This is a genomic window from Corynebacterium sp. LaCa_282, from assembly GCF_057198125.1.
Map to the genome: position 1 here is coordinate 639,295 of NZ_CP191095.1, position 24,835 is coordinate 664,129.

Sequence of the window (24,835 nt, forward strand, 5' to 3'; positions counted from 1 at the left end):
GTTAGAAACTTCTACCGCAACCACCCTACGCTGCGCGAGCTTATTGCCCAGCGGCGGCGATGAGCCGGCGGGTGTAGTCGCTCTTGGGCTTCGACCACACGCGCTCGGTGGGCCCGTGTTCGACGAGCTCGCCGCGGTTGAGCACGGCGACCCTATCGCAGAGCCCGCGCACCACGGAGAGGTCGTGGGTGACAAAAAGCAGGGTCAGCCCGCGGTCCTCGATGAGGCGGGCGAGCAATTCCAGCACCTGGGCTTGCACGGACATGTCGAGGGCGGAGACGGCTTCATCGGCAAGCAGGATATCCGGCTCGCCGCACAGCGCGCGGGCGATGGAGATGCGTTGGCGCTGCCCGCCGGAAAACTCGTGGGGAAAGCGGTCGAGCGCCTTGCCGGACATGCCCACCTCTTCCAACGCGGCGGCGGCGCGCTCGCGCTGCTCGGACTTGGGCAGGCGCCCGGGCATGGCCTCGGCGATGGATTTCCAAATTTTTAGCCGCGGGTTTAGCGAACCTTGCGGATCTTGGAAGACCATTTGCACGCGCCCGTTCACGGTGCTGGTTCCAGAGGTGGGGGCATCTAGCCCCGCCACGATCTTTAGCAGGCTGGTCTTGCCGGAACCGGAGCCGCCGACGATGCCGAGCCGCTCGCCGCGGCGCACGCGGAGATCGATTCCCGCCAGCGCGGCCTGGGAGCCATGCTGCTTGCCGATGCCCTCCAGCACCACCACTTCCTTCTCCCCACCCGCCGGGGTGAGGGCGAAATCTGGCGGCTGTGAGGCCGAAACTAGCTCCTGGGTATAGGCGTGGCGCGGCTTGGTGAGCACGCGCTCGGTGCGGCCTTCCTCCACGATGTAGCCATCGCGCATGACCAGCACCCGCGGGCACATGCGCTGGATGACGTTGAGGTCGTGGGTGATAAAAAGCAGGGCGGTGCCGCGTTGTTCGGTCACGCGCTCGATGACGCGGAGGACCCCGTCTTGCGTGGTGGCATCGAGGGCGGTGGTGGGCTCGTCGCAGATGAGCACGTCGGGGCTGCCCGCCATGGCCATGGCGAGGAGCACGCGCTGGCGCTGCCCGCCGGAGAGCTGGTGGGGAAAACGCGAGGCGAGATCGGCGTCGAGATCGACTTCTTCTAGGGCCGCGGCGATATCGCGCGCGCCGGCGTGGGTGAGCTGGGTGCTAATGCGCATCAAGGGATCCAGCGCGCTCATGGGTTCTTGGAAAACCATGGCCATGGTCTTGCCGCGCAGCGGGCGGATGGCGGAATCCCGCGCGCCGATGATCTGATGATCGGCCACGGTGACCTCGCCGGTGGCGGAAATCCCCGTGGGCAGCAGGCCCATGATGGACAGCGCGGTCAGTGATTTACCGGAGCCGGATTCGCCGATGATGCCGAGCTTTTCGCCCGCCTCGAGATCGAAGCTAAGCGGGCCGACGAGGGAGGATTCGGAGGCGCTGAGGCTGAGATCGCGCACGCTTAAAAGGCTCATCGCGTGGCTCCTTTCATGCGGGGGTCGAGGGCGTCACGGAGGGCATCGCCAAGCAGGTTAAAGCCCAAGACCGTGGCGGCGATGGCGAGGCCCGGCCACAGGGCCTGGAGGGGATCGGTGCTCAGCAGTGATTGGGAATCCTGCAGCATGCGGCCCCACGAGGCGGCCGGGGGAGGGGTGCCCAAACCGAGGTAAGACAGGCCCGCCTCCGCGAGGATGGCGAGGGCAAAATACACCGAAGCCTGGACGATGATAAGGCCTGCGATATTCGGCAGCACGTGTCGCACCGCAACCTTCCAGCCCGGCACGGCGGAGATGCGGGCGGAGGCGATATAGTCCTGCGTGACCACCTGCAGCGTGCCAGAGCGCGCCACGCGGGCAAAGGACGGGATGCCGGAAATACCGATGGCAATCATGGCAGTCAACGTCGATGGGCCCCAGACCGCGCCGGCGATGATGGCGAGCAAGAGCGCCGGGAAGGCGATCACCACGTCCGCGCCGCGCATGACCACCGCTTCTACCCAGGTGCCGCGGCGCATGCCCGCGAGAATCCCCAGCGGGATGCCGATGAGCCCGGCGATACCGACGGCGATTAGCCCCACGAAGACGGTGATTTTCGCGCCCGCCATGATGCGCGAGGCGGTATCGCGCCCAAAGCGGTCCGTGCCCAGGACGTGATCCGCGGTGGGGCCGGACAAGCGGCTGCCCGGCTGGGCGAGGGTGGGATCGTACGGCGTCCACACCAGCGATACGAGGGCGATTACCACGACCGCGCCGACGAGCACGGCGCCTAGCCAACCAGAAAAACGCATTTTCATCGCGCGTCACCTGCCTTGATTCGGGGGTCGATGAGGCGGTAGGCGACATCGGTAAGCATGTTTACTGCCAGCGCGAAGGTGACCAGCAGCATGACGAGGGTCTGCACCGTGGTCAGATCGCGCACGGAGACCGCATCGAGCAGCATGGATCCCACGCCGGGGATGACAAAGACGGATTCAATGACCACGGCGCCTACCACCATCGAGGTCAATTGCAGGCCAGAGACCGTGAGCACCGGCAGGGCGGCATTGCGCAGTCCGTGGCGGTGCAGGGCCTCCCGCGGGGAATCGCCCAGGGCGCGGGCGGTGCGGATATAGTCCTGGTCCATAACGTCGAGCACCGAGGAGCGCATATAGCGCGTGAGCATGGCGCCCTGGACCAGGGCCAAGGCGATGACCGGCAGGATCAGGTGGCGCAGGAAATCGCCCACGCCGCGATTCGGCGGAACCCAACCATTGGCCGGTAGCCAGCCCAGGTGGACTGCAAAGATGGCCACCAAGATGATGCCGACCAAGAAGCTTGGCACGGCGATGCCCAACTGCGTTCCCGCAGAGACCAGGCCGGCTAGCCGTGAATTGCGGTTGCGCGCCAACCACATGCCGATGGGAATCGCGCAGGCCAGCGCCAAGGCCATGGCCAGGCCGATGAGGATGAGCGTGACCTGCAGGCGGTCCACAACCAGCGGGGTGATGTCCTGTTGCGAGGACAGCGACTTGCCAAAATCGCCGGTGGCAAGGCCCTTCATCCACTCGCCGTATTGCGCGATGAGCGGCCGGTCGAGGCCGAGATCTGCGCTGAGCTCGGCGATGGCGTCCTCAGTGGCATTTACGCCCAACGCGACGCGCGCCGGGTTGCCGGGCACGGCGCGCATGAGCGCGAAGATGATGAGGGAGGTGATAAAAAGCGTGAGAACGAAGCGTAGCAGCGGCCGGATTATGGCCTGTGCCCGAGAGGTACTCATTGGTCCTCCTTGTCGTCGGTGAGATCGCGCAACACGATGGCGTCGGTGACCTGATCGGTGTGCAAGCCGCTGATGCCGTGGCGCGTTAGAACGACATTCGGCATATTCATCACGGTAAGCGCGCCGGCATCGGCCATGATTTGGTCCACAACCTGCGTCATGCGGCGGGGATAGTCTTCAGGCTTCGCGGTATCGGCCTTTTCGAGCAGCTCGCGCGTGCGGGCGGAATCGTAATTCAGGTAATAATCCGGGTTGCCAAAAAGCGCCGGGATATCTCGGGCCTCCACGTGGGAGATAAGCGACATCTGATAGTCCTTAGCGCCGTGGACCTGGCCCAGCCACACGGCAGGGAACTCGGCGGTTTCGAGGGTGACGTCGAATCCGACATCGGAAAGCTGCGAGTACAGCAGCTCGGAGATGGCCTGGGCATAGTAGAGCGTAGGCACGGTGATGGTGAGCGGGGTGCCTTGGGCGCCGGCATCGGCAAGCAGCGAGCGGGCCTTATCCGGGTTGAAGTCGTAGTAATTCTTGCCTTCGAACCACGGATCGGTAGGTGGGATGGGCGCGCCGCCGGTATCGGTGGCCATGCCAGACCAGACGATGTCATTGGCCGCCTTGCGGTCGACGGCGTAGGCCACGGCCTGCCGCACCCGCGGATCGTCGAAGGGGGCGCGGTCATTATTCATCGATAGCAGGACCTCACCATTGGTGGTGCCTACGTTGGTATCGATGGAATCATCCAGGGAATCGAGGATTTCCGGGTTACCCACGCCCCAGACGACGTCCACGCCGCCCGAGCGCAGCGCGGTGACCGAGGAAATGGCATCGGGGAAGTAGCGCACCGTGACATCGTGCGCAGACGGCGTGCCCCAGTAATCCTCGCGCTTGTGCAAGGAGACGAATTCCGAGGGCGAGAATCCCGCCACCTCGTAGGGGCCGGTGCCAATGGGCTGGGCCGCGAGATCGTCCATGCCCTTAGGCGACATCATCGCGCCGATGGTGGTGCCCATGGACCACAGCCAGCCGTTGGAGGGCTTAGCCAGGCGCACTTTGAGGGTGTGGTCATCGACCGCGGTGGCGCTGTCGACCGGGTCCATGGCGGAGGAAATGCCGTTGGCCCAGTCATTTTTGACGTAATTAATGGAAAAGGCGGCGGTCTGCGCGGTGAAGGGATCGCCGTTGGAAAAAGTCACGTCATCGCGCAGGTGGAAGGTGTAGGTCTTCGCATCCTCGCTGATGTCCCAGTCCTTGGCCAAGCCTGGGGTGATGGAGCCGTCTTCATCGATGCGCACCAAGGTCTCATAGACGTTATCCATCAGCACCGAGGGCGCGGCGGCCCCACTCGTGGTGGTGAAGTCGAGCGAGGTGGCTCCCGAGCTGGACGCCACCGTCAGGGCGGCTTCGTTCCCGGAGGTATCTACCACCGCCGTATGGCCCGCTGAACAAGCTGTTACCGTGCCCAGCGCTGTCGCCACCGCGAGACAGCCCAGCGCTGAGCGCGCACGCAAAATTTTCATAGATGAAGAATAACTTGTGTGTTACTCAACACATAAACGCCCTAAAACCATTCGGGGGGAGGCATATATTGCCATAAATTAGGGCAATCCCAGCGGATTGTTGTGCGGCGGATTCGGTGGCACCGCGCGGCCAGCGTTGAGACCGAGGGCAGCCCAACGCGACGCTGTGTAGCGCAGCGAGGCGGGGGTTTAGCGCGGGGTGCCCGCCACGTTGGCGGGATCGAGCTGCCAGCCCTCGGCCAATACGTGCATGTTCTTGATGACGTTTTCGTGCGAGCTGGACTGCAGGGAAATCATGAGCTCATCGGCCTTGGCGTGCTCTTGGAACTTCTCCAGGTATTCGGTGACTTCCTTGGTGGTGCCAACCGCGGAGTAGCGCAGCATGTCCAGGATTTGCTGGCCTTGGTAGGACTCGATGATCTGCTCTACCTGCTGGTCGGTCAAGTACTTGCCGCGGCCGGCGAAAGACTTCACGCGGTTAAAGCACACGCGCTCGTACTCGGCTTCTGCCTCTTGCATAGTATCGGCGGCGGTGACGTTGACACCGGCGATGACGTAGGGCTTGCTAAACCGCTCGGAAGGCTGGAAGTTCTCCCGGTAGTAGGTCGTTGCTTCCTCGAGGTGCTGCGGGGCGAAGTGGGAGGCAAAGGCGTAGGGCAGGCCGAGCTTTGCCGCGAGCGAAGCGCCGAACATGGACGAGCCCAGAATATAGATAGGAACGTTCGTATTGGCACCGGGAACCGCGCTGACCCCAGGAATATAGGCCTTGCCCTCCAGATAAGCGTTGAGCTCTTTGACGTCTTCTGGAAAACGCTCGGCGGATTGACCATCGCGGCGCAGCGCACGGCCCAAGGTATTCATGTCCGTGCCGGGGGCGCGGCCGACGCCCAAGTCGATGCGCTCCGGGTACATCTCCTCTAGGGTGCCGAATTGCTCGGCGATGACGTACGGCGAGTGGTTGGGCAGCATCACGCCGCCAGAGCCCAACCGGATGCGCTCCGTCTTCGCGCCGATGTGCGCGATGAGGACGGCGGGCGCGGAGGACATAATGGACTTCATATTGTGGTGCTCGGTGTACCACATGCGGGAATACCCCAGCTTTTCGGCCTCTTGGGCCAATTCCACCGACCGGTTAATAGATTGGGCAGGGGTTTCACCGTCATAAATGGTGCAAAAGTCCAATACGGAAAGCGGCGCGTGATCAGTCATGGGAAATAATCCTTTTTCTCGCGGGGATAGTACCTATAGTGCAACGGTACGCGGGGCGGGGCTATTCCGTACTTTTTCGCGCGAGCATGTGCATCCCGGCGACCCAAGCTGAGTTGAACCGCAGATAGAAAACCCGCCGTGGAACCCGAGGAATGCGGGCCCACGGCGGGGTGTGGAAGGAAAAAGATTAGCTCTTTGGCGATGCCGCTGCATCGAGCGGCGAGTCAACGACGGCATCGCCATCGGCATCGGCCGCCGCGGTCACAGAGTTAGAGTGCTTCTCGCCGGCCCTGGTGGAGATATCGACAATCAGGCCAATAACTGCCGCGATGACAGTCGGCACGATCCAGCCAAGATCCACCGCTTGGCCCGGCGCCAGCGACAAGATGGGATCCAGGGCGGCGGTGCCCCAACCCTGGGCGGAAATGACGGTCAGGGCGGACCAGATGACCGATACCCACAGGGCAAGGCGGTAGGTCCAGTAGAACACGACGGAATTCTTTACCGCCGGTTGGATAAGCGTGAGCAGAATGAGGGAGATGGCCGGTGGGTACAGGAAGGTGATGAACGGAACCGCGATGGATAGCACGGTGTCGAGGCCTTGGAAGGCGAAGAGGATGGACATCGCGGTAAAGATGCAGGCCCACAGGTGGTAGCTCGTCTTCGGCACCAGCATCTCGAAGAACGCGGAGGTCGCGGTGATAAGGCCCACCGCGGTGGTCAGGCAGGCGAGGACGACGATGGCGGAGAAGAGGGCCTGGCCGAAGGTGCCCATGGTGAGATTGGCGGCCTCGGCAAGCAGCGGCGCACCGGATTCATAGGACTGGCCATCGGGCAAGGTCTGGCCTACCCAAGCCAGCCCCAAGTAGATGGCGGCAAGCAGGGCGCCGGCGACGAGCGCCGCGGTGATGGTGCCCTTCACCAGGGACTTTTGGGTCTTAAAGCCCTTAGAGCGCAGGGAACCCACGATGACGATGGAAAAGGCCAGGCCGGCGATGGCGTCCATGGTGTTATAGCCCTCGAAAAGGCCGGTGACCATGGGGGAAGAAACGTAATCTTCGGTCGGCATCTGGGGATCGCGCGGGTGATTCAGCGCGGCCAAGGTAATGAGGATGACCAGCAGCGCAACCAGGGCTGGGGTGAGGAATTTGCCCAGGGTATCGATGATGGAATTGGGCTTCCACGCCAGGCCGAGCGCGATGAGGAAGAAGATGGTATTGAATAAACCGCTAGCCAGGGTGCCTTCCCAGCCCAAAAGGGGAGTAATCGCCGTTTCCATGGAGACCGCGCCGGTGCGTGGGAGCGCGTAGAAAGCGCCGATGGATAGGTAGGCCATGGCGGAAAAGACGACGCCGAAGATAGCGCCGCCATTCGCGCCCAGGTCGCGCACGGAGCGGCCGGAAATGGCGACCGCGATGATGGCCAGGACGGGCAAGAGTACGCCGGCAGCGAGGAAGCCCAGCACCGCGGGCCAGAAGTTGGTACCGGCGGATACGCCCACCATGGGCGGGAAAATGAGGTTGCCGGCGCCGAAGAACATCGAAAAGAGCATGAGCGAGGCAATGACAACGGTGGCCTTGCTCTTGGGTGTGCCTGAGGCGGTGGTGGTAGCCATCCTGGCTCCTTAACATTGCGTACTAAAACCATCAGCCGCGCCGAGAGCCGTGGTGGCAGGCGACGCGAACGAGAATGCGAATTCTGTAGCCCTATAGGGACTATTCGTGTAATGAGATATTACTGCCCACCTGTTGAGAAATCAAAGCATGGTGAAAATGCAATAAAAGCCCCATCGCGCGTGCGATGGGGCGAGGAGAAAGGATGGCGGGGGAGCTAGTCGAGCTCGGCGAAGGCCTTTTCCATGCGGTCGAGTGCCTCGCCCAAGATCTCGCGGGAAGTGGCGAAGTTCAACCGCGCGTGGCCGGGGCCGCCGGTGCCGAAGGTATCGCCCTCGTTGAGGGCGACGCGGGCGTTTTCGCGCAGCCACTTGGCGGGCTGGGGATTGCCAGCGAGGGCGGTATCGGAAAAGTCCAGCCACAACAGGTAGGTGGCTTGGGGCTGCGAGGTCTTTAGCCCAGGGATGCGCTGCGGGAGTTCTTTCACCAACCAGTCGCGTGTCTCGCGCAGGTACTCGATTTCCTCGTCCAAGAAGCCCCCGCCGTGGCGGTAAGCGGCCTCGGCGGCAAGCACGCCCAAGGTGCCGGTCCCGTCTTTGGCCACGCCGGTCAGCCCGTTCCACTTTTGGGCATCGGCGGCATTGGAAAAGATGATCTGCGCGCACTTAAGTCCCGCGGTATTAAAGGCCTTGGAGGTGGCGGTGACGGTGATGGTGCGCTGCGCTGCTTCCTCGCTTAGCGATGCCACCGGGATATGCTTTCCTTCATAGACCAGCGGGGCATGGATTTCATCGGCCAAGATGCGGGCATCGTATTTCTCCGCCAACTCCACCAGCCCGCGGAGGTAGTCCTCCGACAAGACGTGGCCGTGCGGGTTATAGGGGTTGGCCAAGAGAATAGAACCGGCACCGTCCTTGAAGGCCTGCTCGATTTCCTCTAGCTCGAGGCTGGTTTCGATCTTTTCGCGCCCAGCCGTGCGGGGAAGTTCCAGCAGCGGTGGGTAGGAGGGCACGGGCACGATGACGGGGGAATCATCGCGGGTAAAGTACTGCACGCCGAGCAAGAGGCCGCGGACGACATCGCCTATCCAGAAGATGTGATCGGCATTGGGGCGCCAGTCGTAGCGCTCCGCATAGAAATCCGCGAAGGCCTCGCGCAGCCCCGAGGCCTTGGGGGAGGGAGTATAGCCGAAGGTTTCATTATCCACCATCTCCTGCAGCGCCTTCTTGACGGCGGGGGCGGTGGGGAAATCGGACTCCGCGATCCACAGCGGGAGGACGTCTTCATCGAAGACGGTCCACTTGCGGGTTCCGCGGGCTTGCAACTCTTCTAGGCTAGGAAACTGCATGCACACAAGCTTAACGCTTTAAGCGCAGCAGTCCCAGTGGATTTATTCACTTTCTTCGCCGTGCTCGCTGCGGGAATTGGCCCCGGTAACAAAGCCGTACTTTTTCAGCCGGCGGCGGTCCGCCGCGGAGCTGGATTGGGTGAGTTTGAGCAGCTCGGCATAAATGCCGCCGGATTGCGCGAGTTCGGCAGGCGAGCCCATTTCATCGATCCGCCCTGCCTCGAGGGTGATGATGGTATCCACATCCGCGATGGTGGATAGGCGGTGCGCGATAATCAGCGTGGTCCGGTCCTTCATCAGCTCGTCCAGGCCGGCTTGGACGGCGCGCTCGGCCTTGGTATCCAGCGCGGAGGTGGCTTCATCGAGCACCAAGATGGGTGCGTCCTTCAGCATGGCGCGCGCGACGGACACGCGCTGCTTCTGCCCGCCGGAAAGCTTGAGCCCGCGCTCGCCGATGACCGTGTCATAGCCATCCGGGAAGGCCTCAATGAAGTCATGGGCATTGGCGCGCTTGGCCACATCCACGATTTCTTCCTCCGTGGCCCCGGGCTTGCCATAGGCAATATTGTCGCGGATTGTGCCCGAAAAGAGGTAGGACTCCTGGAAGACCACGCCGACAGAGGCGCGCAGCCGGGACGCGCTGAGATCATCGATGCGGTGACCCAAGACCTCTAGATCGCCATCCGATGGATGATAGAGGCCGAGCAATAGGTTGACCAAGGTAGATTTACCGCCGCCGGATTCGCCGACTAGGGCAACCTTGTGGCCCTCATGCGCAGTGAAAGAGATGTCTTCTACTACGGGTTTTCCTTCTTCGTAGGAAAACGACACGTCATTAAAGGCAAAGACCGGCGCGCCGGGGGTGGTCTCTAGCGGGGCTATCGGGGTGAGATCCAGCTCTGGGGTGCCAGAACCGGTGGTGGCAGCAACGAGCTCGCGTGGGGCAGTGGGCTCGATTTCTTCCTCCATGACATGGAAATAGTCGCGGGAGCCCGCGATGGCGCGCTGGGCGGTATCGACGATCCAACTCATCATGAATACCGGCTGCTTGGTTCCGGCCACCATCTGCAGCAGCATCACCATGTCACCGATGGAAAAATATCCCTCGAGCGTGCGCCAGAAGATGACGGCGTAGATGCCCAAAAAGATGACCGCCATGGCCAACCCGCGGAAGGTATCCATGGTGTGCCACCAGCGCGATTGTGGCTTAGTGGTCTCGACCACGCCGCCGTAGTGCTGGGCAAAATGGTTAAGCTCCCGCGATTCACTGACGAAAGATTTGGTGACCTTGACCTGGCCGATGACCTCTGCAAAGCGGCCGTTGGCGAGGTCAATGTGTTCGTTTTTAATAGCCTCGAATTCCTGCCACCGCTTAGATGTCAGGGCGGTAAGCCACATATACACGGGAAATAGCAGCGCAAGCAGGATAGTCAGCGGCCAATAAAACCACGCGGTAATGGCCAATACGGCGATGGTCTGGATGATCATCGTGAAGAAGTTATTGGCAAAGGACTGAATAAACTGCGTGATATTGGCGATAGAACGGTCGAGCCGGGCAATGATGGTGCCGGTGATCTGGTCATCGTAATAGCCCTGCGGCAGCGCCAAGAGCTTGGCAAAGTACCGGTTGGATAAAATTTGGCGTAGCCGGGAGACCATGACATCGCCGATATAGCCGCCGATATTATTGAACAGGGCCTTCGTGGCATCGGCAATAAACAAGGCTAAGGCTAAAAGCAGCACTGTGCGCAGGGCGCCTGTGGTATCGCCGCCAGACTGTACGGTCTCAACGATGACATCGGTGGCCTCCCTCGTTAAAAACGGTGCCACCAGCGAGACGAGGGCGGTGATAGTCGCGGTAAGCAGGACGCCGAGATAAAAAGGCCACAGGGCAGAAGCGCTGCGGACGATGCGCACTAGGGAAGACATAGGAAAATACTCGATTCAAATACGCGAAAGAAAGCAGCTAGGGAAGAGTGAAGCAACGGACAAGTATGCCACACGCCACGGCGCGCAGCCCAGATGCATACCTTGGGCGGGCTTTCGGCTAAGGTATCTGTGCAGAAATAAAGTTATCTTCGCGTGCAAAGGATCCATCCACGGTGAAAATTTCTCACACTTTAGGCGCAGGCGTGGTCAGCCTTCTCGCCGTGACCCTGGCCGGATGCAGCATTCTCCAGCCGGAAGAGACCGGTTTGGGGGACAATATCACCGTCTCCAGCTCGGAAGAAGCGCCTTATCAAGCGGAAGACACCGACGATAAGGAAGTTACTTCCAACCTGGCCAGCCCGGTAAAGGATGCCGGCCTCGGCGTTAGCTGGGAGCTGCAAGGAGTATATGCGGATAGTAATTCCGGCGGGTCCGTGGTGACCATTTTGCTCAAGAATGAAAACGAAATGGCCCTGCCCACTGATGCCTTCGACGACCCTGTCCTCGAACGCGCCGACGGCAATGGTGGCTGGTCTAAGGTGCAATCCCTGCCTTATGACCAAAACTCCGCGCCTGGGGTGGAACCACCGGGGCTTGATCACCCGCTGGGTGCGGGCGCCTCGGTCAACCTGCAATATCGCTACGATGTCGCGCCGGGCAACCTATGGAATGCCCGCCTGCATATTGGAAACGTCACCTGGGTGGGTGACCTGAACCTATGACGGAACGGGTAGTCCTGGCGGGTGCCGATGGAAAGGCCATTGGCACTGCCCTCAAATCCGAGGTGCATACCACCGACACCGCCTTGCACTTTGCCTTTTCCGCGTGGGTTACCTGCCACGGAAAAGTACTCATCACCCGCCGGGCGCTGAGCAAGAAAACCTGGCCCGGCGTGTGGACCAATTCTTTCTGTGGCCATCCTGGCCCGGGAGAGCCAACTGCCGATGCCGTCATTCGCCGCGCTGAATTCGAGCTAGGGATTCCTGCAGACGCGCTTTCTAACCTGCACGTGGTGCTGCCCACCTTTTCTTACCGTGCGGTGGATTCCTCCGGCCTGGTAGAAAATGAAATCTGCCCCGTCTATTGCGTAGAGCTTGATTCCCAAGCGCAGTGGCAGCCGAACCCGGACGAGGTCGACTCTTGGGAATGGGTCGATCCCGCCCGCCTCATCGCCGCGGCCGATGCGGTTCCAGCGGCATTTAGCCCATGGATGTGCGAGGAACTGGCAGAAGCCGAATTGCGCGCGGCGCTTCAGGCGCGATAGCTGGCCAACTAGTCTTCTTCATAAAACGCCGCCGCCACGTAATCCAGGGTGGCATAGGCAATGCGCCGATCCCCGGTATCCAAATCAAATTCGAGGACGCGGTGGTCGCTGCCATAGCGGGGAAAACCCGGCTCGCCGGTGGTAGCGAAGTGGCAGAGCCATTCGTTCAGCTCACAGTCGGTGCCGAATAGCGGATAGAGCTCATCGCAGTGCAGCGCTGGCTTGAGATTCCTCGTAAATTCCATCATCCAGGTCGGCCCCGGTGCGCCGCTGGCAACTTGCGCCGTCCAGCGGCGAACGAGGGAGTCGCCGATCATCCGGCCCATGAGACGGTCTGGGTCAACGTACTGCGCCAGCTGGCGCCATTGCGTGTAGCGGCCGTGCGGGAAGCCGAAGCGCTGGGAAAGATAATTGCAAATAAATTTGCCAAGGGCCATGTTATCGATGCGCTTGCCGGCCGGATGATCGTAAAACTCATCGCGAGTGGAGCTGACCACTATGGGAATATCAGCTAATTCGGATGCCCGCAGCGGTGCCGGGCCCAGGGCCAAGTCATAGCGGTGCTTCTTGCGGAACTTTTTGTAGCCCTTTTCTAAAGACTCGGGCGAAAGCGACTCCAGAGCGTTGCGTTCGATGGGTGCCGAGAGGTACCTGTGCAATCCCGCCACGCGGTGCTCAAAGGTATCGCGGGGGTAGGCAGGCGATAGCGCGAGGACGCGCCGAAAAGCGCCGCGGTAGTGATCGCGCCGGGCAAGCCACAGGCTAATAGCCGCGCCGGCGGATTGGCCCACCAAGGTGATATTCGTTTTATCCCCGCCAAAGGATTCGATATTGTCTTGCAGCCACTCTAAAGCCAGCACGCAGTCATCGATCCCGCGGTAGCGGTCTGCTTCATCCTCAGCAAAGCGGGCAAATCCGGCTAGGCCCACGCGGTATCCCACCCGCACATGGATGATGCCCTTGCGGGCCGTTACCGTGCCTGGCACCCGCTCGTCCTCATGAGAGCCGCCTTCAAAACTTCCACCGTGGATATAGACCACCACGGGGCAATCCGCCGCGTTATCGGGGGCGGTGATGCTGAGAGCTACCTCATCCGGCTGCGGTGTGCGCGCATCCTGGTCGAGGGGCGTATCCAATGCCCGCGCCGGGGAAAAGCGGCTAGGGATTTCGCAAAAGCGCAGCGAATGAAAATAACAAAGGCCATCGCGGCTAAAACCGGTGATGCGGCCAGATGGGCTGGCAATGGTGACGGGTATCTGTGCGCTCGACATACCTGCCAGATTACCGTGGGCAGTAATATAAAGACCCATGGAGTGGTTGACTGACGTGAGCAGCGCATTTTCGCAGTTCTTGGTGCAGGCGCCTGTGTGGGTACAGATGATCATCGTGGTCATCGTCGTGGTTCCCATTATGATTGGGCTGGCCTGGTGCCTGATGTGGGCCGTGGACCGCAGCGCCGCCCTAATTTCCCAGTTTCACAAGCGCGGCACTACAGTAAAAGACCATGGCTGAACAACATTCGGAGGGCGCGGGCGATAACGCCGCGAGCGGCGACGTGCCTGGCGCCAGCTCGGATAGGATCCAGCCGGTCGATCCCCGCGAAGGCCTGTGGGATCCAGAGCGCAAAAAGGATGAGCGCGCTGCAAACCCGCCGGTTGTCGGCACCTCTCAGCCCGTTCGCCGCAAGCGCGCCCTGCCCAAATCCCGGGTCTCGCTCACGCTGTGGTCCATGATTGCGCTAGTTCTCATCGTTGCGCTCATCGGCAGCCTGTGGCCTTAGTGCGGATTGGTGGTTTGCTCCAATAAATGGGACACTGTGGTGTTATAAACCCTGAATAATTACAGCTTCGATCGTGGGTAAAACGCGTTGATACACCAACCGGTTGGTACAGTAGGCAGAGATTATTATTAGCTGTGCGAAAGGATATCGCGTGACCCTGCAACAAGTGCACACCCCGGCGGAATTTACCATTGAGCCGGGGGAGACCTGCCTCACCGCCCTGATGGATACCGCGAAGAAGCGCCCGCACGGCGTCATGTTTACCCGCCCAGCTAATTATGAGTGGGTCAATGTCACCGGTAAAGAGTTTATCGATGAGGTCTTTGAAGTAGCTCAAGGCTTAATCGCGCTAGGCGTGGAGCAGGGCGATCGCATCGCCCTGATTTCTGCTACCCGCTACGAATGGTCCCTGCTGGACTATGCCATCTGGGCCGCCGGTGCGGCATCGGTTCCGGTTTATCCTTCCTCGTCCGCCTCCCAGGTGCGCTGGATTATCGAGGATTCCGGGGCGGTGCTGGCGATTACCGAAACCCGTGAGCACTCCGAATTAGTAGAAAACTTGGTCCTGCAAGACGATGGGGAACCGAATTTGAAGGGCTCACCATCGCAGCTGCGGCGCGTATTAGAGATTAATTCCTCCGCCATCGATACCTTGAAATTCGAAGGCCGCAGCGTTGGCACCGACGAGGTGTCTGCCCGCATCGCCGCCACCAATACCGATGACCTGGCCTCCTTGGTTTATACCTCCGGCACTACCGGCCGCCCGAAGGGCTGCATCCTGACGCACCGGAACTGGCTCTCGGAAGCTAGGGCGCTGACCACCAACCCCATCGGCGTCTTCGCCGTGCCGGGCAGCCATACGCTGACATTTTTGCCCTTGGCCCACGTCTTTTCCCGCGCCGTATCGATTGCCGTGGCCATTCGCGGTGCCTCGCAGAACCACTGGTCCGATTTTTCCACCATCTCCATCGAGTTCGCCCGCTCTCGCCCCAACGTGATTTTGGGCGTGCCGCGCGTATTTGAAAAGGTCCGCAACTCCGCGGCCTCGAAGGCGGCGGATTCTGGCATCAAGAGCTTCCTTTTTGAGCAATCCGAAAAGATCGCCATCGAATACTCCAAGGCACTCGATACGCCGGACGGCCCAGACCGCCTGCTGAAAATTAAGCACAAGCTCTTTGACAAGCTGGTGTATTCCACCATTCGCCAGGGCGTGGGCGGCAATGTTCGGTACTGCATTACCGGCGGCTCCGCGATGGGCCACGATCTGTTGCACTGGTTCCGCGGCATCGGCGTGCCCATCTATGAAGGCTACGGCCTGACCGAGACCGCCGCGGCAGCTGCCGTGGACTACGTGGACCAATCCATTGGTACAGTCGGCCCGCCTCTCGGCGGGGTTACCCTGCGCATCAACGATGACGGCGAAGTCTGCATCAAGGGCGGCATGGTCTTCGAAGGGTACTGGAATGACCCCGAGGCCACGGAGGAAGCCTTTGAAGACGGCTGGTACAACACCGGTGACTTGGGCGAAATCGACGATGATGGCAAGCTCACGATCACCGGCCGCAAGAAGGACCTGATTGTTACCGCGGGCGGAAAGAATGTCTCGCCTGGCCCGATGGAGGACATCCTGCGCGGCCACCCGCTGATTTCGCAGGCCATGGTCGTAGGCGATGGCAAGCCATTCGTGGGAGCGCTTATCACCCTGGACCCGGACATCCTCAAGCGGTGGAAGCTGGACCACAATATCCCAGAAAACCGCTCCATGGACGATATCGCTACCGATGCCACCCTGCGCGCCGAAGTGCAAGACGCCGTCAACAAGGTCAACTCCACGGTGTCCCATGCGGAAGGCATCAAGAAGTTCTACATCCTAGAAAGCGACCTCACCGAGGATGAAAATGAGCTCACGCCAACGATGAAGGTCAAGCGCAACGTGGTGGCGCAGCGCTATGCCAGCGCCATCGAGCACATCTACAAGCGCTAGAAAACGGCGAAGCGGGTACACCCGGGGATTTTATTCCTCGGGTGTTTAGTTTCTTGCAGGTCACAATGGCGCAAGCGCGAACCTGCCATAAACCTGTGAAACGCTTCGGAGTGTCGCACTCTCGCGGTAGACGATCTGGCATAGAGTCATGAGTCGTCGCCGAAAACCTCAACCTCTACTAGAGGTTAGAAAATGAAAACCGCGGAAGGAGTGGCTCGAAGCCTATGCAGAAGATCGCCGCCGAGCTGCGTCACCGCGAGCTCACCCAGGAGATTTACAATATCGGCGACGAAGTCGCGGAATACCTCGAGCACCTCATCGAAGCAATCGAGGATTGGGATGAGGAACTGTCCATGGATTGCCTGGCAGAACTCGGCGATATCGTCGACGATGCCCGCGTGGACTCGGGGCGCTGCGTGGGTGAGCTAATTGGGCTTCGCCAAGCGCTAGTATCCGGCGTGCGTTCGGGAACCATTTCTGCCGCTCCTTCTGGAGCAAATGATGCGGAGGAGCCGGAGCAGCTGACCCCGCGCCTGTTGGATGAGCGTTATCCCATTGCCAAGCCCATCGTCGTGCATGAATTGGCAGAAGCTCTGCGCCAGCGCACGCAGGCGGTAGCAGATTACCTGCGTGAAGTCGTGGACTACGTGCTGGCGCAAACCGATGCCGTCGCCCGCAACCTCGACATGGTCTCCCTGCCGCACCTGTATAAGTGCACAGGGGAATCCGCGCTCATCGCCGTGCAGGCGTGGAAGCACACCGTGCTCGATACGCACCCAGCGTACGTGCGCTCAATGCGTGGACATAACCCGCCGCAGTTCCTTGAAGAGCGCGCCCGCATTGCTGCGGTCGTAGAAAAAGTTCGCGCCAAGCGTGAGGCAGCCCGCAGGGCCACAACCGCATAGATTTTTAGACTTCCTTGCTTTAAGCAAGGGGATTTTAGCGGCCACCGAGATTCCCTCTCTCGGTGGCCGGTGTAGTTTTACCTCCTTTTAGGGGGTGCTTAAGGGACGAGCGTTAGGTAACCCTGAAAAAGTTTTTGGCTAACGGTGGACTAATTAATTTTCCGTTATTCCATGTGGGCGTGGAAAACCAATAAAGAACCATGATTAGCACCTTGAGGAAAACTGAAAAACTAACTGGAAAAGATTTTCATTACTGTGTAATGTTTCCGCCGTCTACATCTTTGTTGGCGGCGATGCCGTTCTCAGCGACGGAGTAGACATGAAAATTCGTATATTGCACAACACAAGGAGATTTCCGATGGGAGCACGCCGTTCTTCCCGCCTGATTGCCAGCGCAGTGGCTATCGCCACGTTCTCTACTGTCACCGCCGTTCCGTCGTCCTTTGCCGCGGAAGATAACACCACCTTCGTCGAGGAAAAGACCACCGACAATACCGTTGACGTCAACGGTATTGAGTTTGATGAAGACGGCCACTTGCTTGAGGAAAGTAATGCTGGCGATGAAGCATTGGACGAGCTCGAAGCAGAAACCGATGAGTCTGTGGTCGATTCTGAAGACGAAGAATCCAGCAAGCCTTCCTCCCTCGCTGAGCTCAAGCAGTCCGCAGCGTCCAATGAGGACGTCAACATCAAGGTGCTCCAGGACGAAAAGAAGGGCAAGCTTGTTTGCGAGGTAACCGATGCTCCTGGCAAGGAAGGAAACCTGCTCGGCCTCAAGCTTGCCTTGGCCAAGTCTTTCTATGATGGCGGCGAGCAGATCCTAGAAACGGTATGGGAGCTTCTTCCCGTCGTTGGGGACGTTGTCCCGGCGGAGTTTATGGAGAAGATTTCCGGCTTGACCTGGGAGGGAATCGAAAAGCTAGTGCGTAAAGGCGAGCAGGACAAGACCGTGACCTGGGATCTCTCTCGCGCACAAGGCATGGCCATTGGGCGGATTGACAACGCCGATGCGGATGTCGATCTAAAGGACCCTGAGGCGGCAAAGCGCACCGTATCTGGCCTCATTAAGTTCGCGGACGGGGTATTTGGCAGCGGCGCGAAGACCGTTCTTCAGCTCTTCAACGTAGCCGTGACCGTTGCGGGCTTGGTCCCTGGAGCGGGTGCGGCAAACCACCTGAAGCTCAGTGCGCAACAACAAAAAGCCATCGCGGATTCTTTGGGTACCATTTCTGAGCGGGCTTCAGACCTGGCTGCGGTGAACGCTCCGGCCGGTCAAATGTGCTCGGATATGTTGAACGGTAAGGAAGTTTCTGCTCAGTCCACCAGCGACCACAACGCGGAGTCCGCCGCAGCTTCTGCTGCATCCACCGCCACCGCCGCAGCATCGGCTGATGAGGAAAGCGAATCTAGCTCATCAACCAGCGAGAGTACATCTGAAGAGCTTTCCGAAGAAGAGCCTGCTTCCCAGGGGACCGCCGAAGCCTCCGAGCTGAAGAATGATGACGAGGATGTGCAAGAGGCTACCGACGAAGCAGAGTCGACTGCACAGGCTGAAGATGACGAGGCCAGCATCGAGGCGGATGAGGACGATTCTGACGCTGACGACGCAGACGCAGATGATGGAAAGGAGGAAGAAAGCCAAGCCCACAAGGCTTCTAAGGCCCCTTCCGCGAACGGGTTTTCCTTGGCCTCTGCTCTGGTAGGTGGCGGCACGGTACTGGGCCTGCTTTCTGTGGGCGATTACCTTTACAAGCATGGTTACCTGTCCAAGAATAGTCTTCCTTGGAACAAGTAGCCTCAAGGATCGGCGCTACTAGACCTTAAGGGCGCGTTGCAAAGTTCCCGCGTTTTCTACCAGAGCGCGGGACTTTCGCGGTTTTCAGACCAATTAAGTCGCAGCGTTATTGCGATTGCGTTGCGACCGGAGGGAGTTTTGCCGTGCTGAAATGACCGAGGTGACCGCAGAGAGAAAGCGCTGGGGGTGTTCTACAAGCCGGTGTGGGCAGTAGCGAAGCACCGTATAGCCGGCTGCGCGTAACCGGTTTTCCCGTAGGTGGTGGGCGGCGGTAGCGGGTGTGGAGAACTCTGTGTCGGTGATATGGGAGCTATGTCCGCAGGAACAGGCGTCGACCTCGATGATGTAGGTGTTATTTATACACAAGGCGACCACTATTCCGGCAACGGCGGTATAGCGTGCTTGAAAGAATAACGGCCATGGAAACTCCGCTTGAATAAGGAGCGCTCGGGCATAGGATTCATAGGGCGACTGGGATAGCTCCGAGCAGTGGTGGATAACCTCGCGCACGGTGGAGCTATTGCGGACCCTGCCCATGCGGGCGTGTTCCTGTGTCATGTCCTCTTTTGTTACACCTGCTCGCAGCGCAGAATCGGCGGCGACAAGGCCGTCGCGGAAGCCATGGTAGCGAGCGACATCGATAACCGCGCGCGCCTTGCTTACCGTCCGGGCACCGTCGACAGTGTCTGGGGCGGGAATAGTGGCCTTGCGGTAAATGCGATCCGGATGGCGGCGGTCTTTGTGCGGCAAGGAATTGCAAGGAAGGGCCATTTCCACTTTCTCTTCGGTGGAGGCAAGCACCCATAGCCCATGGACGCGAGCGGCTGATTTGGAAATGAGTACTGCGGTATAAGCACTGCGGGCGGCGGCAATGGCACGCAGACGCAGCTGGGCAGGTAGGGGTAGGCTGCGGTAATGATCACGGTGCACCGCGATGCGGGGTGCGAGTTTAAGATAGGTGCCGTTATTGAGGTCGTGCCAGAAGGTGGGATGGTTGTTCCGGATGGACGGAATATTAGTTAGTGCTTGGTTCATGCCCTCGAGCACAAACGAGGAGCACGATGCCCGCTACCCGAATGCGCGCGAGGCTGTGGAGTTCTCGTTGAATCTTCACTAAGTGTGAATCATGATGCCCCAGTGGTGCCACGAGCTTAAGTTATCCACACCCGCGCTAAGGATGGGTTGCGTGACTGAACTCGATTAGTACGAATCGATGACCAAGCTAGCTGCATGCTCGCGCAAGTAGTCCCGAAGGTAGGGCAGGGCAAAGTCTACTTGGCCACTGGCTGGTATTTCGATTAGTTCCGAGTCAAGCAAACGGCGCCGGTAATTGGATGCATATTGCGAGCTTTTTCCTAGGCGGGCCGTGATATCACTCATGGATGAGGGGCCATTGTCTTGAGCCATGTGGAGCAGGAATGTCCGATCGATGGGGGAAAGCTCCGCTAGGGCGGGCTCATGGACGAGCTGCCCTAGCTTTCGTCGCGCTTTGGAAATGCCTTCCTGCGCAGCTTCCACCGAAATCGTATTGTTTGTTCGGTGGCGGAAAGCCCATAGGCCGACAAGCTGAATCATAAAGGGGTATCCCTGGCAAGCGGTTACGGCAGAATTCAGCGCGTCCGAGTCCCAATTAACCTCTGTTTCTTCTACGGGAGCATTGAGTGCCTTCCGCACGTCCGTATCCGGCACTCGGTCCAATTCAATGCGGTTCGCACGGCGAAGAAAAGTGACAGGATTAGAGCCATCTTGGCTAGCCAAAAGCGGTTTAATCGAGGATGGGATTCCTGCCATGACTACAGCAATATTTTCCCCTTCTCGCACGAGGTGCTGGATGGTAGCGCCAAAATCGATGACCTCATCACTGCGCTGGTGGTGCATTTCATCCAACGTAATGAGTACCCCGGTGGGCTCGCTGTGGGAAATGCGGTCTAGTTCCCGCTGCGCATGGAGGAGGTCTTTCAAGGCCTTTCTTAAGGGGTAGGTTTCCGCGGATAATGTCCTTGGATCCCGTTCCATCCCGATGCCCAATTGGAAAAGGTGCAGGTTGAAACCTTTTAGCGCTGTCCGGTTGAGATGAAGGGTATTTATAATTTCAGCACGGAGCCGTTCCGCAAAACCGGCAGCTGCCGTGTCATTAAGGATGCGCCACCCGCGATCTGACGCGGTGTCTTTGAAGGCATTGAGCAATACCGTCTTACCTATACCGCTCGGACCCACGACGAGGGAAATGCGTTCATGGGATCCGGGTCCATCGTCCAAGGCATAAGCAAACTCCTCGATGGAGTCTTTACGGCCAGCCAGGTAGGGAGGCGTGGCCCCAAGCGTGGCGGTAAACGGGTTCTTCCGGTTGGTCATAGTCCAAGTGTAAACACCGCGCTTGTGTACGCTTGTTTATCTTTTGAATTTTGTTTATAAAACTATTAGGCATCGAAACCAACGGGTTGGTTGGTTCGGCGAGACAGTTAAACCGCTGGGGGAGGGGTGACCTTGTCCAGCTGCTCGGTAATCTGCGGCCACAGCTGGCCCATGATGTCATCCCAGGTAAGGATCCACACGGCCTTGTCCTTATCCGCCTTGCCCACGACGACGAGCTGCTCATTGCGGGCGCGCATGTGATCGAGCGTCTTTTGCACGGTGGTGGCAGAAGAGACGGAGATCGGGGCGCGGGAGAATTCGAGGACTGGGGTATCGGGATCCGCCATGAGGGTATCGCGCACGTGCACCACGCGGGGGACGCGGGAATCCTTGGGGAAGACGAGCACGCGCATAATGTTTTTGCGCAGGACAAGCTCTTGGAGCTGTTCCACCGTGGCATCGGAAGGCAGGGGCACTACCTCGGAGCCGTGGGCGCGCGCCATGGAGCCCACCGTGGAGTTCTCCAGCTCGATGACATCGGAAATCTGATTGGCGGAATTATCGTCAAGCGCGCCCGTCTCACGGGAGTGCTCGACCAAGGTGCGCAGCGTCTCGGCATCGTAGCCGGCAGCACCGGCGCGATCCACCGGTTCCTCGCCCGTCATGGCCACCAATTTATTGGCCATCGTGTTGATCCACTTCAACAACGGACGGAAGACCCACACGAACCCGCGGGCGGGGATGGCAATGACCTGCAGGGCGGATTCTGGGTGCGCGATGGCCCAGGACTTGGGCGCCATTTCACCCAGTACCAGGTGCAGGAAGGTGACGATAAATAGGGCGAGGATGAAGCTGGCGACATCGGCAATGCCTAGCGGCAGGCCAAGGGCCTCTAGCGGGGTCATCAGGAGGTGATGGACCCAGGGCTTGGTCACGGCGCCGAGCACGAAGGTGGCGGCGGTAATGCCCAACTGCGCACCCGCAAGCATAATGGTCAGCTCATTGAGCGAGCGCAGGCCGGCACGGGCGGTGCGCGAGGACTCCGCGTTTTCTTCGAGCCGGTTGCGGCGTGAGCCCATGAGGGAAAACTCGATGACCACGAAGAAGCCGGATGCGGCGATGATGAGTAGCGTGACGATGAGGTTGAACCACCACGTATCGGTCATTATGCCTCCTCCTCTTCGTCGTCGCTATCATGAACGTAGTCCTCAATAAGTTCGATGGCCAGGGAGGATGGCACGTGGCGGTCCACGTCATCCACGCGCATGCGGATGGAGCGGGTGGGCGCTTCGTCCTGATCCACCCAGTCGTCCGGCTCTGCCTCCAAGGCGATGGTGTGGACCTCACCTACCTCTGGCAGGGCGCCGGCGTGCGCAATAAGTAGTCCAGCGATGGTTTCAAAGTCACCCTCTGGAAGATCGTGGCCAATGGCGCGCTCGATCTCATCCAGCGGCGTATCGCCATCGACTAGCCAGTGAGACTCGTCCTGCTCGGTGATTTCTTCGGTTTCCTCGATATCGTGTTCATCGGTGACATCGCCCAAGATCTCTTCGGCCAAGTCCTCCATGGTGACGATGCCGACGAATCCGCCGTACTCGTCGATGACGCAGGCCAGCTTTTGTTCTTCGCCGCGCAGCTCATCGACGACATCGGGAAGCGGCATGAGCTCCGGAACCACCAGGGGCTCGCGCATGATGGCGGTGGCGCTGGTGGCGGCAGGGAGATCGGAGCCCAAGACATCGAAAAGATGGACCACGCCGATGGGATTGTGCTCATCATCGATGACGGGGTAGCGCGTGTGGTTTTCGGACATCAATTCGCGCACTTCACCCAAGGTGGTGCCGGGGTCAATCACATCCACGCGGGAGCGGGGAATCATGGCGTGCTCGACGTCGTGTTCGGGAAAGTCGAGCAAACGGTCCAAAACCATATAAGTATCCTCATCCAAAACGCCGGTTTCGTGCGAGGAATCGACGATGGACTCGAGGTCATCGGCAGTAGCAGAAGAATCGACATCTTCTACCGGCTCGATACGGAATAGCTTCAAAATCGCATTGGAGGAGTATTCGAAAAAGCGGATGAGCCAGCCGAAAATGCGCAGGTACCACTGGGTGGAGGCAGCTAGGCGCAGCGCCGTTTTCATGGGCGCGGCGATGGTGTAGTTCTTGGGGAAAAGCTCCGCAAAGAGCATCGTGGCGATGGTAGAAATGAAAAGCGCCGCGATGGTGCCGATAGCCACGGATACGCCGGTGGGAATGCCCACGCCGCCGAGCAGCACGCCCAGGCCCTGACCCACCAAGGGCTCTGCCACATAACCAATGAGCAGGCCGGTAATGGTGATGCCGAGCTGCGCACCGGAGAGCATGAAAGAGGTGCGCTTGGTGATGTCGAGCGCGCGCTGGGCGGATTTATCCCCTTCAGCAGCCATGGACCGCAATTGGGTGCGGTCCACGGACATGAATGAAAACTCTTGCGCCACGAAGTAAGCATTCGCGACGATGATGAGCCCGATGACGACAAAGCCTGCCAGGATCATCGCAATAGCCGATAACATGATTTACTCCCCACCGCCTATAAGGTGGCGGGGACATCGACTGGGAGGCTCCACTGAAGGTACCTTTCTATACGCGGGAAGTTGGCAATATACTACATGTTTAACACCCATTTCGGCCATTTTGTTCCCCTCCTATTAGGGTTTGATTCATGACTGAACCATTCGGGCTGTATATCCACGTTCCCTTTTGCGCCACCCGCTGCGGTTATTGCGATTTCAATACCTATACCCCCGGCGAGTTGGGCAGCCCGCGCGATCTCACCGGTCCGTACCTCGACGCCCTGGACAAAGAGCTGGAGATGGCGGCTGGCCGCGTGGGGCGCACCGCGGATACCGTTTTCATCGGCGGCGGCACGCCCTCGCTCTTGGGTGGCCAAGGCTTAAGCCGCATCCTGGATACGGTGCGTTCCACCTTTGGGCTTAGCCCAGACGCTGAGGTCACCACCGAGTCCAACCCGGAGTCCACCTCGCCGGAGTACTTTGCCGCGCTTGCCGATGCCGGCTTTAACCGCATCAGCCTCGGCATGCAGTCCGCCTCGCATAGCGTGCTCCAGGTACTCGAGCGCGCCCACACCCCCGGGCGCGCCTTCGACGCCGCGCGCGAGGCCCGGGAGGCAGGCTTCCAGCACGTCAACCTCGACATGATCTATGGCACGCCCACCGAAACCGACGATAACGTCCGTGAGACCTTGGACCGCGTGCTCGAAACCGGCGTCGACCACGTCAGCGCGTACTCACTCATCGTGGAAGACGGCACCCGTATGGCCCGCAAGGTGAATAAAGGACTGCTGCCCGCCCCCGATGAAGACGTGCTGGCCCGGCGCTATGAAATGATTTCTTCCACCCTCGAAGACGCCGGCTTCGAGTGGTACGAGGTCTCCAATTGGTCGCTGCCCGGCGGCGAATGCGAGCACAACCGCATCTACTGGGTGGACGGCAACTGGTGGGGCGCAGGACCTGGTGCGCACTCCCACCTAGGTGACGAGCGCTTTTATAACGTCAAGCACCCCAACCGCTATATCCAAACATTAGGAAACGGCGAGCTGCCCATCAAAGACAGTGAAACCCTAACGGGTGCCGATCGCCACATGGAGAAGGTGATGCTCGGCCTGCGCCTGCGCGAGGGCATCCCAGAATCCTGGCTCGGTTCCCACGCCGCCCCGGCGCTGGAGGGCTTCATCGACCGCGGGCTGCTCGAGCGCGCCGGCCAGCGCGTGCGAGTGACCAAGCCTGGGCGCTTGCTTGCCGATGGCATCGTCTCCGACCTCCTCATCGCCGAAGAGTCCTAGCCGCCGTCAGAAAGTTCTTATATT

General features: G+C 59.9%; 21 protein-coding genes. 8 read left to right on the forward strand and 13 right to left on the reverse strand.

What is annotated here, in order from left to right:
- Window positions 1-40: 40 nt before the first annotated feature.
- The 8 genes from ACP8KU_RS02980 to ACP8KU_RS03015 form a co-directional block, all read right to left on the reverse strand.
- Window positions 41-1,489, reverse strand: coding sequence for an ATP-binding cassette domain-containing protein (locus ACP8KU_RS02980; protein WP_484483958.1), 1,449 nt, complete (start codon window positions 1,487-1,489; stop codon window positions 41-43).
- Window positions 1,486-2,307: an ABC transporter permease gene (locus ACP8KU_RS02985; protein ID WP_484483959.1), complete on the reverse strand. Its 822-nt coding sequence runs from the start codon at window positions 2,305-2,307 to the stop codon at window positions 1,486-1,488. The genes ACP8KU_RS02980 and ACP8KU_RS02985 overlap by 4 nt, the downstream gene beginning before the upstream one ends.
- Complete coding sequence (locus tag ACP8KU_RS02990) at window positions 2,304-3,269, reverse strand: ABC transporter permease (RefSeq protein ID WP_484483960.1); 966 nt, start codon at window positions 3,267-3,269, stop codon at window positions 2,304-2,306. The genes ACP8KU_RS02985 and ACP8KU_RS02990 overlap by 4 nt, the downstream gene beginning before the upstream one ends.
- Window positions 3,266-4,786 (reverse strand): ABC transporter substrate-binding protein, encoded by a 1,521-nt coding sequence (locus ACP8KU_RS02995; protein ID WP_484483961.1) that lies wholly within the window; start codon window positions 4,784-4,786, stop codon window positions 3,266-3,268. The genes ACP8KU_RS02990 and ACP8KU_RS02995 overlap by 4 nt, the downstream gene beginning before the upstream one ends.
- A 189-nt stretch (window positions 4,787-4,975) precedes the next feature.
- Window positions 4,976-5,995 (reverse strand): LLM class flavin-dependent oxidoreductase, encoded by a 1,020-nt coding sequence (locus ACP8KU_RS03000; RefSeq protein WP_005278049.1) that lies wholly within the window; start codon window positions 5,993-5,995, stop codon window positions 4,976-4,978.
- A gap of 187 nt (window positions 5,996-6,182) precedes the next feature.
- Complete coding sequence (gene brnQ, locus ACP8KU_RS03005; protein WP_484483962.1) at window positions 6,183-7,610, reverse strand: branched-chain amino acid transport system II carrier protein; 1,428 nt, start codon at window positions 7,608-7,610, stop codon at window positions 6,183-6,185.
- Between the two features lie 215 nt (window positions 7,611-7,825).
- Window positions 7,826-8,956 carry a MalY/PatB family protein gene (locus tag ACP8KU_RS03010; RefSeq protein ID WP_484483963.1) on the reverse strand — a complete coding sequence of 377 codons (1,131 nt, stop codon included), beginning with the start codon at window positions 8,954-8,956 and terminating at the stop codon, window positions 7,826-7,828.
- A gap of 42 nt (window positions 8,957-8,998) precedes the next feature.
- Window positions 8,999-10,885, reverse strand: a complete 1,887-nt coding sequence (locus ACP8KU_RS03015) for an ABC transporter ATP-binding protein (RefSeq protein WP_023029101.1) — start codon at window positions 10,883-10,885, stop codon at window positions 8,999-9,001.
- Between the two features lie 173 nt (window positions 10,886-11,058).
- Between ACP8KU_RS03015 and ACP8KU_RS03020 the strand changes: the two genes are divergently transcribed.
- Both ACP8KU_RS03020 and idi read left to right on the forward strand, forming a co-directional pair.
- Window positions 11,059-11,607 (forward strand): hypothetical protein, encoded by a 549-nt coding sequence (locus ACP8KU_RS03020; RefSeq protein ID WP_023017120.1) that lies wholly within the window; start codon window positions 11,059-11,061, stop codon window positions 11,605-11,607.
- Entirely contained in the window at window positions 11,604-12,149 is a 546-nt protein-coding gene (gene idi, locus ACP8KU_RS03025) for an isopentenyl-diphosphate Delta-isomerase (RefSeq protein WP_023017121.1), read from the forward strand. Before ACP8KU_RS03020 ends, idi begins: the two co-directional genes overlap by 4 nt.
- A gap of 8 nt (window positions 12,150-12,157) precedes the next feature.
- Here the strand turns inward: idi and ACP8KU_RS03030 are convergent, their stop codons facing one another.
- Window positions 12,158-13,420, reverse strand: a complete 1,263-nt coding sequence (locus tag ACP8KU_RS03030; RefSeq protein WP_484483964.1) for a carboxylesterase family protein — start codon at window positions 13,418-13,420, stop codon at window positions 12,158-12,160.
- A gap of 55 nt (window positions 13,421-13,475) precedes the next feature.
- On the opposite strand from ACP8KU_RS03030, the gene ACP8KU_RS03035 reads away from it, so the two are divergent.
- The 5 genes from ACP8KU_RS03035 (at window position 13,476) to ACP8KU_RS03055 (ending at window position 18,613) form a co-directional block, all read left to right on the forward strand.
- On the forward strand, window positions 13,476-13,661 hold the full coding sequence (locus ACP8KU_RS03035) for a hypothetical protein (RefSeq protein WP_232218816.1): 186 nt from the start codon (window positions 13,476-13,478) through the stop codon (window positions 13,659-13,661).
- Window positions 13,654-13,929, forward strand: a complete 276-nt coding sequence (locus ACP8KU_RS03040) for a hypothetical protein (protein ID WP_237792471.1) — start codon at window positions 13,654-13,656, stop codon at window positions 13,927-13,929. Before ACP8KU_RS03035 ends, ACP8KU_RS03040 begins: the two co-directional genes overlap by 8 nt.
- 151 nt (window positions 13,930-14,080) lie before the next feature.
- Window positions 14,081-15,913: an AMP-dependent synthetase/ligase gene (locus tag ACP8KU_RS03045; protein ID WP_237792472.1), complete on the forward strand. Its 1,833-nt coding sequence runs from the start codon at window positions 14,081-14,083 to the stop codon at window positions 15,911-15,913.
- Window positions 15,914-16,137: 224 nt separating this feature from the next.
- Window positions 16,138-16,818, forward strand: a complete 681-nt coding sequence (locus ACP8KU_RS03050) for a hypothetical protein (protein ID WP_005278077.1) — start codon at window positions 16,138-16,140, stop codon at window positions 16,816-16,818.
- 358 nt (window positions 16,819-17,176) lie between these two features.
- The gene (locus tag ACP8KU_RS03055; protein ID WP_284898813.1) at window positions 17,177-18,613 is read left to right on the forward strand and encodes an NOC3 family protein; all 1,437 of its coding nucleotides are present in this window, start codon (window positions 17,177-17,179) and stop codon (window positions 18,611-18,613) included.
- A 93-nt stretch (window positions 18,614-18,706) separates the two neighbouring features.
- Here the strand turns inward: ACP8KU_RS03055 and ACP8KU_RS03060 are convergent, their stop codons facing one another.
- From ACP8KU_RS03060 to ACP8KU_RS03075, 4 genes are all read right to left on the reverse strand, one after another.
- Window positions 18,707-19,648: a hypothetical protein gene (locus ACP8KU_RS03060; RefSeq protein WP_284898816.1), complete on the reverse strand. Its 942-nt coding sequence runs from the start codon at window positions 19,646-19,648 to the stop codon at window positions 18,707-18,709.
- 165 nt (window positions 19,649-19,813) lie between these two features.
- The gene (locus ACP8KU_RS03065) at window positions 19,814-20,968 is read right to left on the reverse strand and encodes an ATP-binding protein (protein ID WP_237800959.1); all 1,155 of its coding nucleotides are present in this window, start codon (window positions 20,966-20,968) and stop codon (window positions 19,814-19,816) included.
- Between the two features lie 107 nt (window positions 20,969-21,075).
- Window positions 21,076-22,134, reverse strand: a complete 1,059-nt coding sequence (locus ACP8KU_RS03070; protein WP_126319551.1) for a CNNM domain-containing protein — start codon at window positions 22,132-22,134, stop codon at window positions 21,076-21,078.
- On the reverse strand, window positions 22,134-23,522 hold the full coding sequence (locus ACP8KU_RS03075; protein ID WP_284639443.1) for a hemolysin family protein: 1,389 nt from the start codon (window positions 23,520-23,522) through the stop codon (window positions 22,134-22,136). Before ACP8KU_RS03075 ends, ACP8KU_RS03070 begins: the two co-directional genes overlap by 1 nt.
- A gap of 149 nt (window positions 23,523-23,671) precedes the next feature.
- Here ACP8KU_RS03075 and hemW point away from each other — a divergent pair, with 149 nt between their 5' ends.
- On the forward strand, window positions 23,672-24,811 hold the full coding sequence (gene hemW, locus ACP8KU_RS03080) for a radical SAM family heme chaperone HemW (RefSeq protein WP_237800961.1): 1,140 nt from the start codon (window positions 23,672-23,674) through the stop codon (window positions 24,809-24,811).
- The last annotated feature ends 24 nt before the right edge of the window (window positions 24,812-24,835 follow it).

Coding starts and splice junctions, on each gene's coding strand:
- ACP8KU_RS03055 (WP_284898813.1), top strand. CDS start 17,177: ATGGGAGCACGCCGTTCTTCCCGCCTGATTGCCAGCGCAGTGGCTATC.
- ACP8KU_RS03000 (WP_005278049.1), bottom strand. CDS start 5,995: ATGACTGATCACGCGCCGCTTTCCGTATTGGACTTTTGCACCATTTAT.
- ACP8KU_RS03075 (WP_284639443.1), bottom strand. CDS start 23,522: ATGTTATCGGCTATTGCGATGATCCTGGCAGGCTTTGTCGTCATCGGG.
- ACP8KU_RS03015 (WP_023029101.1), bottom strand. CDS start 10,885: ATGTCTTCCCTAGTGCGCATCGTCCGCAGCGCTTCTGCCCTGTGGCCT.
- hemW (WP_237800961.1), top strand. CDS start 23,672: ATGACTGAACCATTCGGGCTGTATATCCACGTTCCCTTTTGCGCCACC.
- ACP8KU_RS03065 (WP_237800959.1), bottom strand. CDS start 20,968: ATGACCAACCGGAAGAACCCGTTTACCGCCACGCTTGGGGCCACGCCT.
- ACP8KU_RS03060 (WP_284898816.1), bottom strand. CDS start 19,648: ATGAACCAAGCACTAACTAATATTCCGTCCATCCGGAACAACCATCCC.
- brnQ (WP_484483962.1), bottom strand. CDS start 7,610: ATGGCTACCACCACCGCCTCAGGCACACCCAAGAGCAAGGCCACCGTT.
- ACP8KU_RS03050 (WP_005278077.1), top strand. CDS start 16,138: ATGCAGAAGATCGCCGCCGAGCTGCGTCACCGCGAGCTCACCCAGGAG.
- ACP8KU_RS03070 (WP_126319551.1), bottom strand. CDS start 22,134: ATGACCGATACGTGGTGGTTCAACCTCATCGTCACGCTACTCATCATC.
- ACP8KU_RS03040 (WP_237792471.1), top strand. CDS start 13,654: ATGGCTGAACAACATTCGGAGGGCGCGGGCGATAACGCCGCGAGCGGC.
- ACP8KU_RS03010 (WP_484483963.1), bottom strand. CDS start 8,956: ATGCAGTTTCCTAGCCTAGAAGAGTTGCAAGCCCGCGGAACCCGCAAG.
- ACP8KU_RS02995 (WP_484483961.1), bottom strand. CDS start 4,786: ATGAAAATTTTGCGTGCGCGCTCAGCGCTGGGCTGTCTCGCGGTGGCG.
- ACP8KU_RS02980 (WP_484483958.1), bottom strand. CDS start 1,489: ATGAGCCTTTTAAGCGTGCGCGATCTCAGCCTCAGCGCCTCCGAATCC.
- idi (WP_023017121.1), top strand. CDS start 11,604: ATGACGGAACGGGTAGTCCTGGCGGGTGCCGATGGAAAGGCCATTGGC.
- ACP8KU_RS03030 (WP_484483964.1), bottom strand. CDS start 13,420: ATGTCGAGCGCACAGATACCCGTCACCATTGCCAGCCCATCTGGCCGC.
- ACP8KU_RS02985 (WP_484483959.1), bottom strand. CDS start 2,307: ATGAAAATGCGTTTTTCTGGTTGGCTAGGCGCCGTGCTCGTCGGCGCG.
- ACP8KU_RS02990 (WP_484483960.1), bottom strand. CDS start 3,269: ATGAGTACCTCTCGGGCACAGGCCATAATCCGGCCGCTGCTACGCTTC.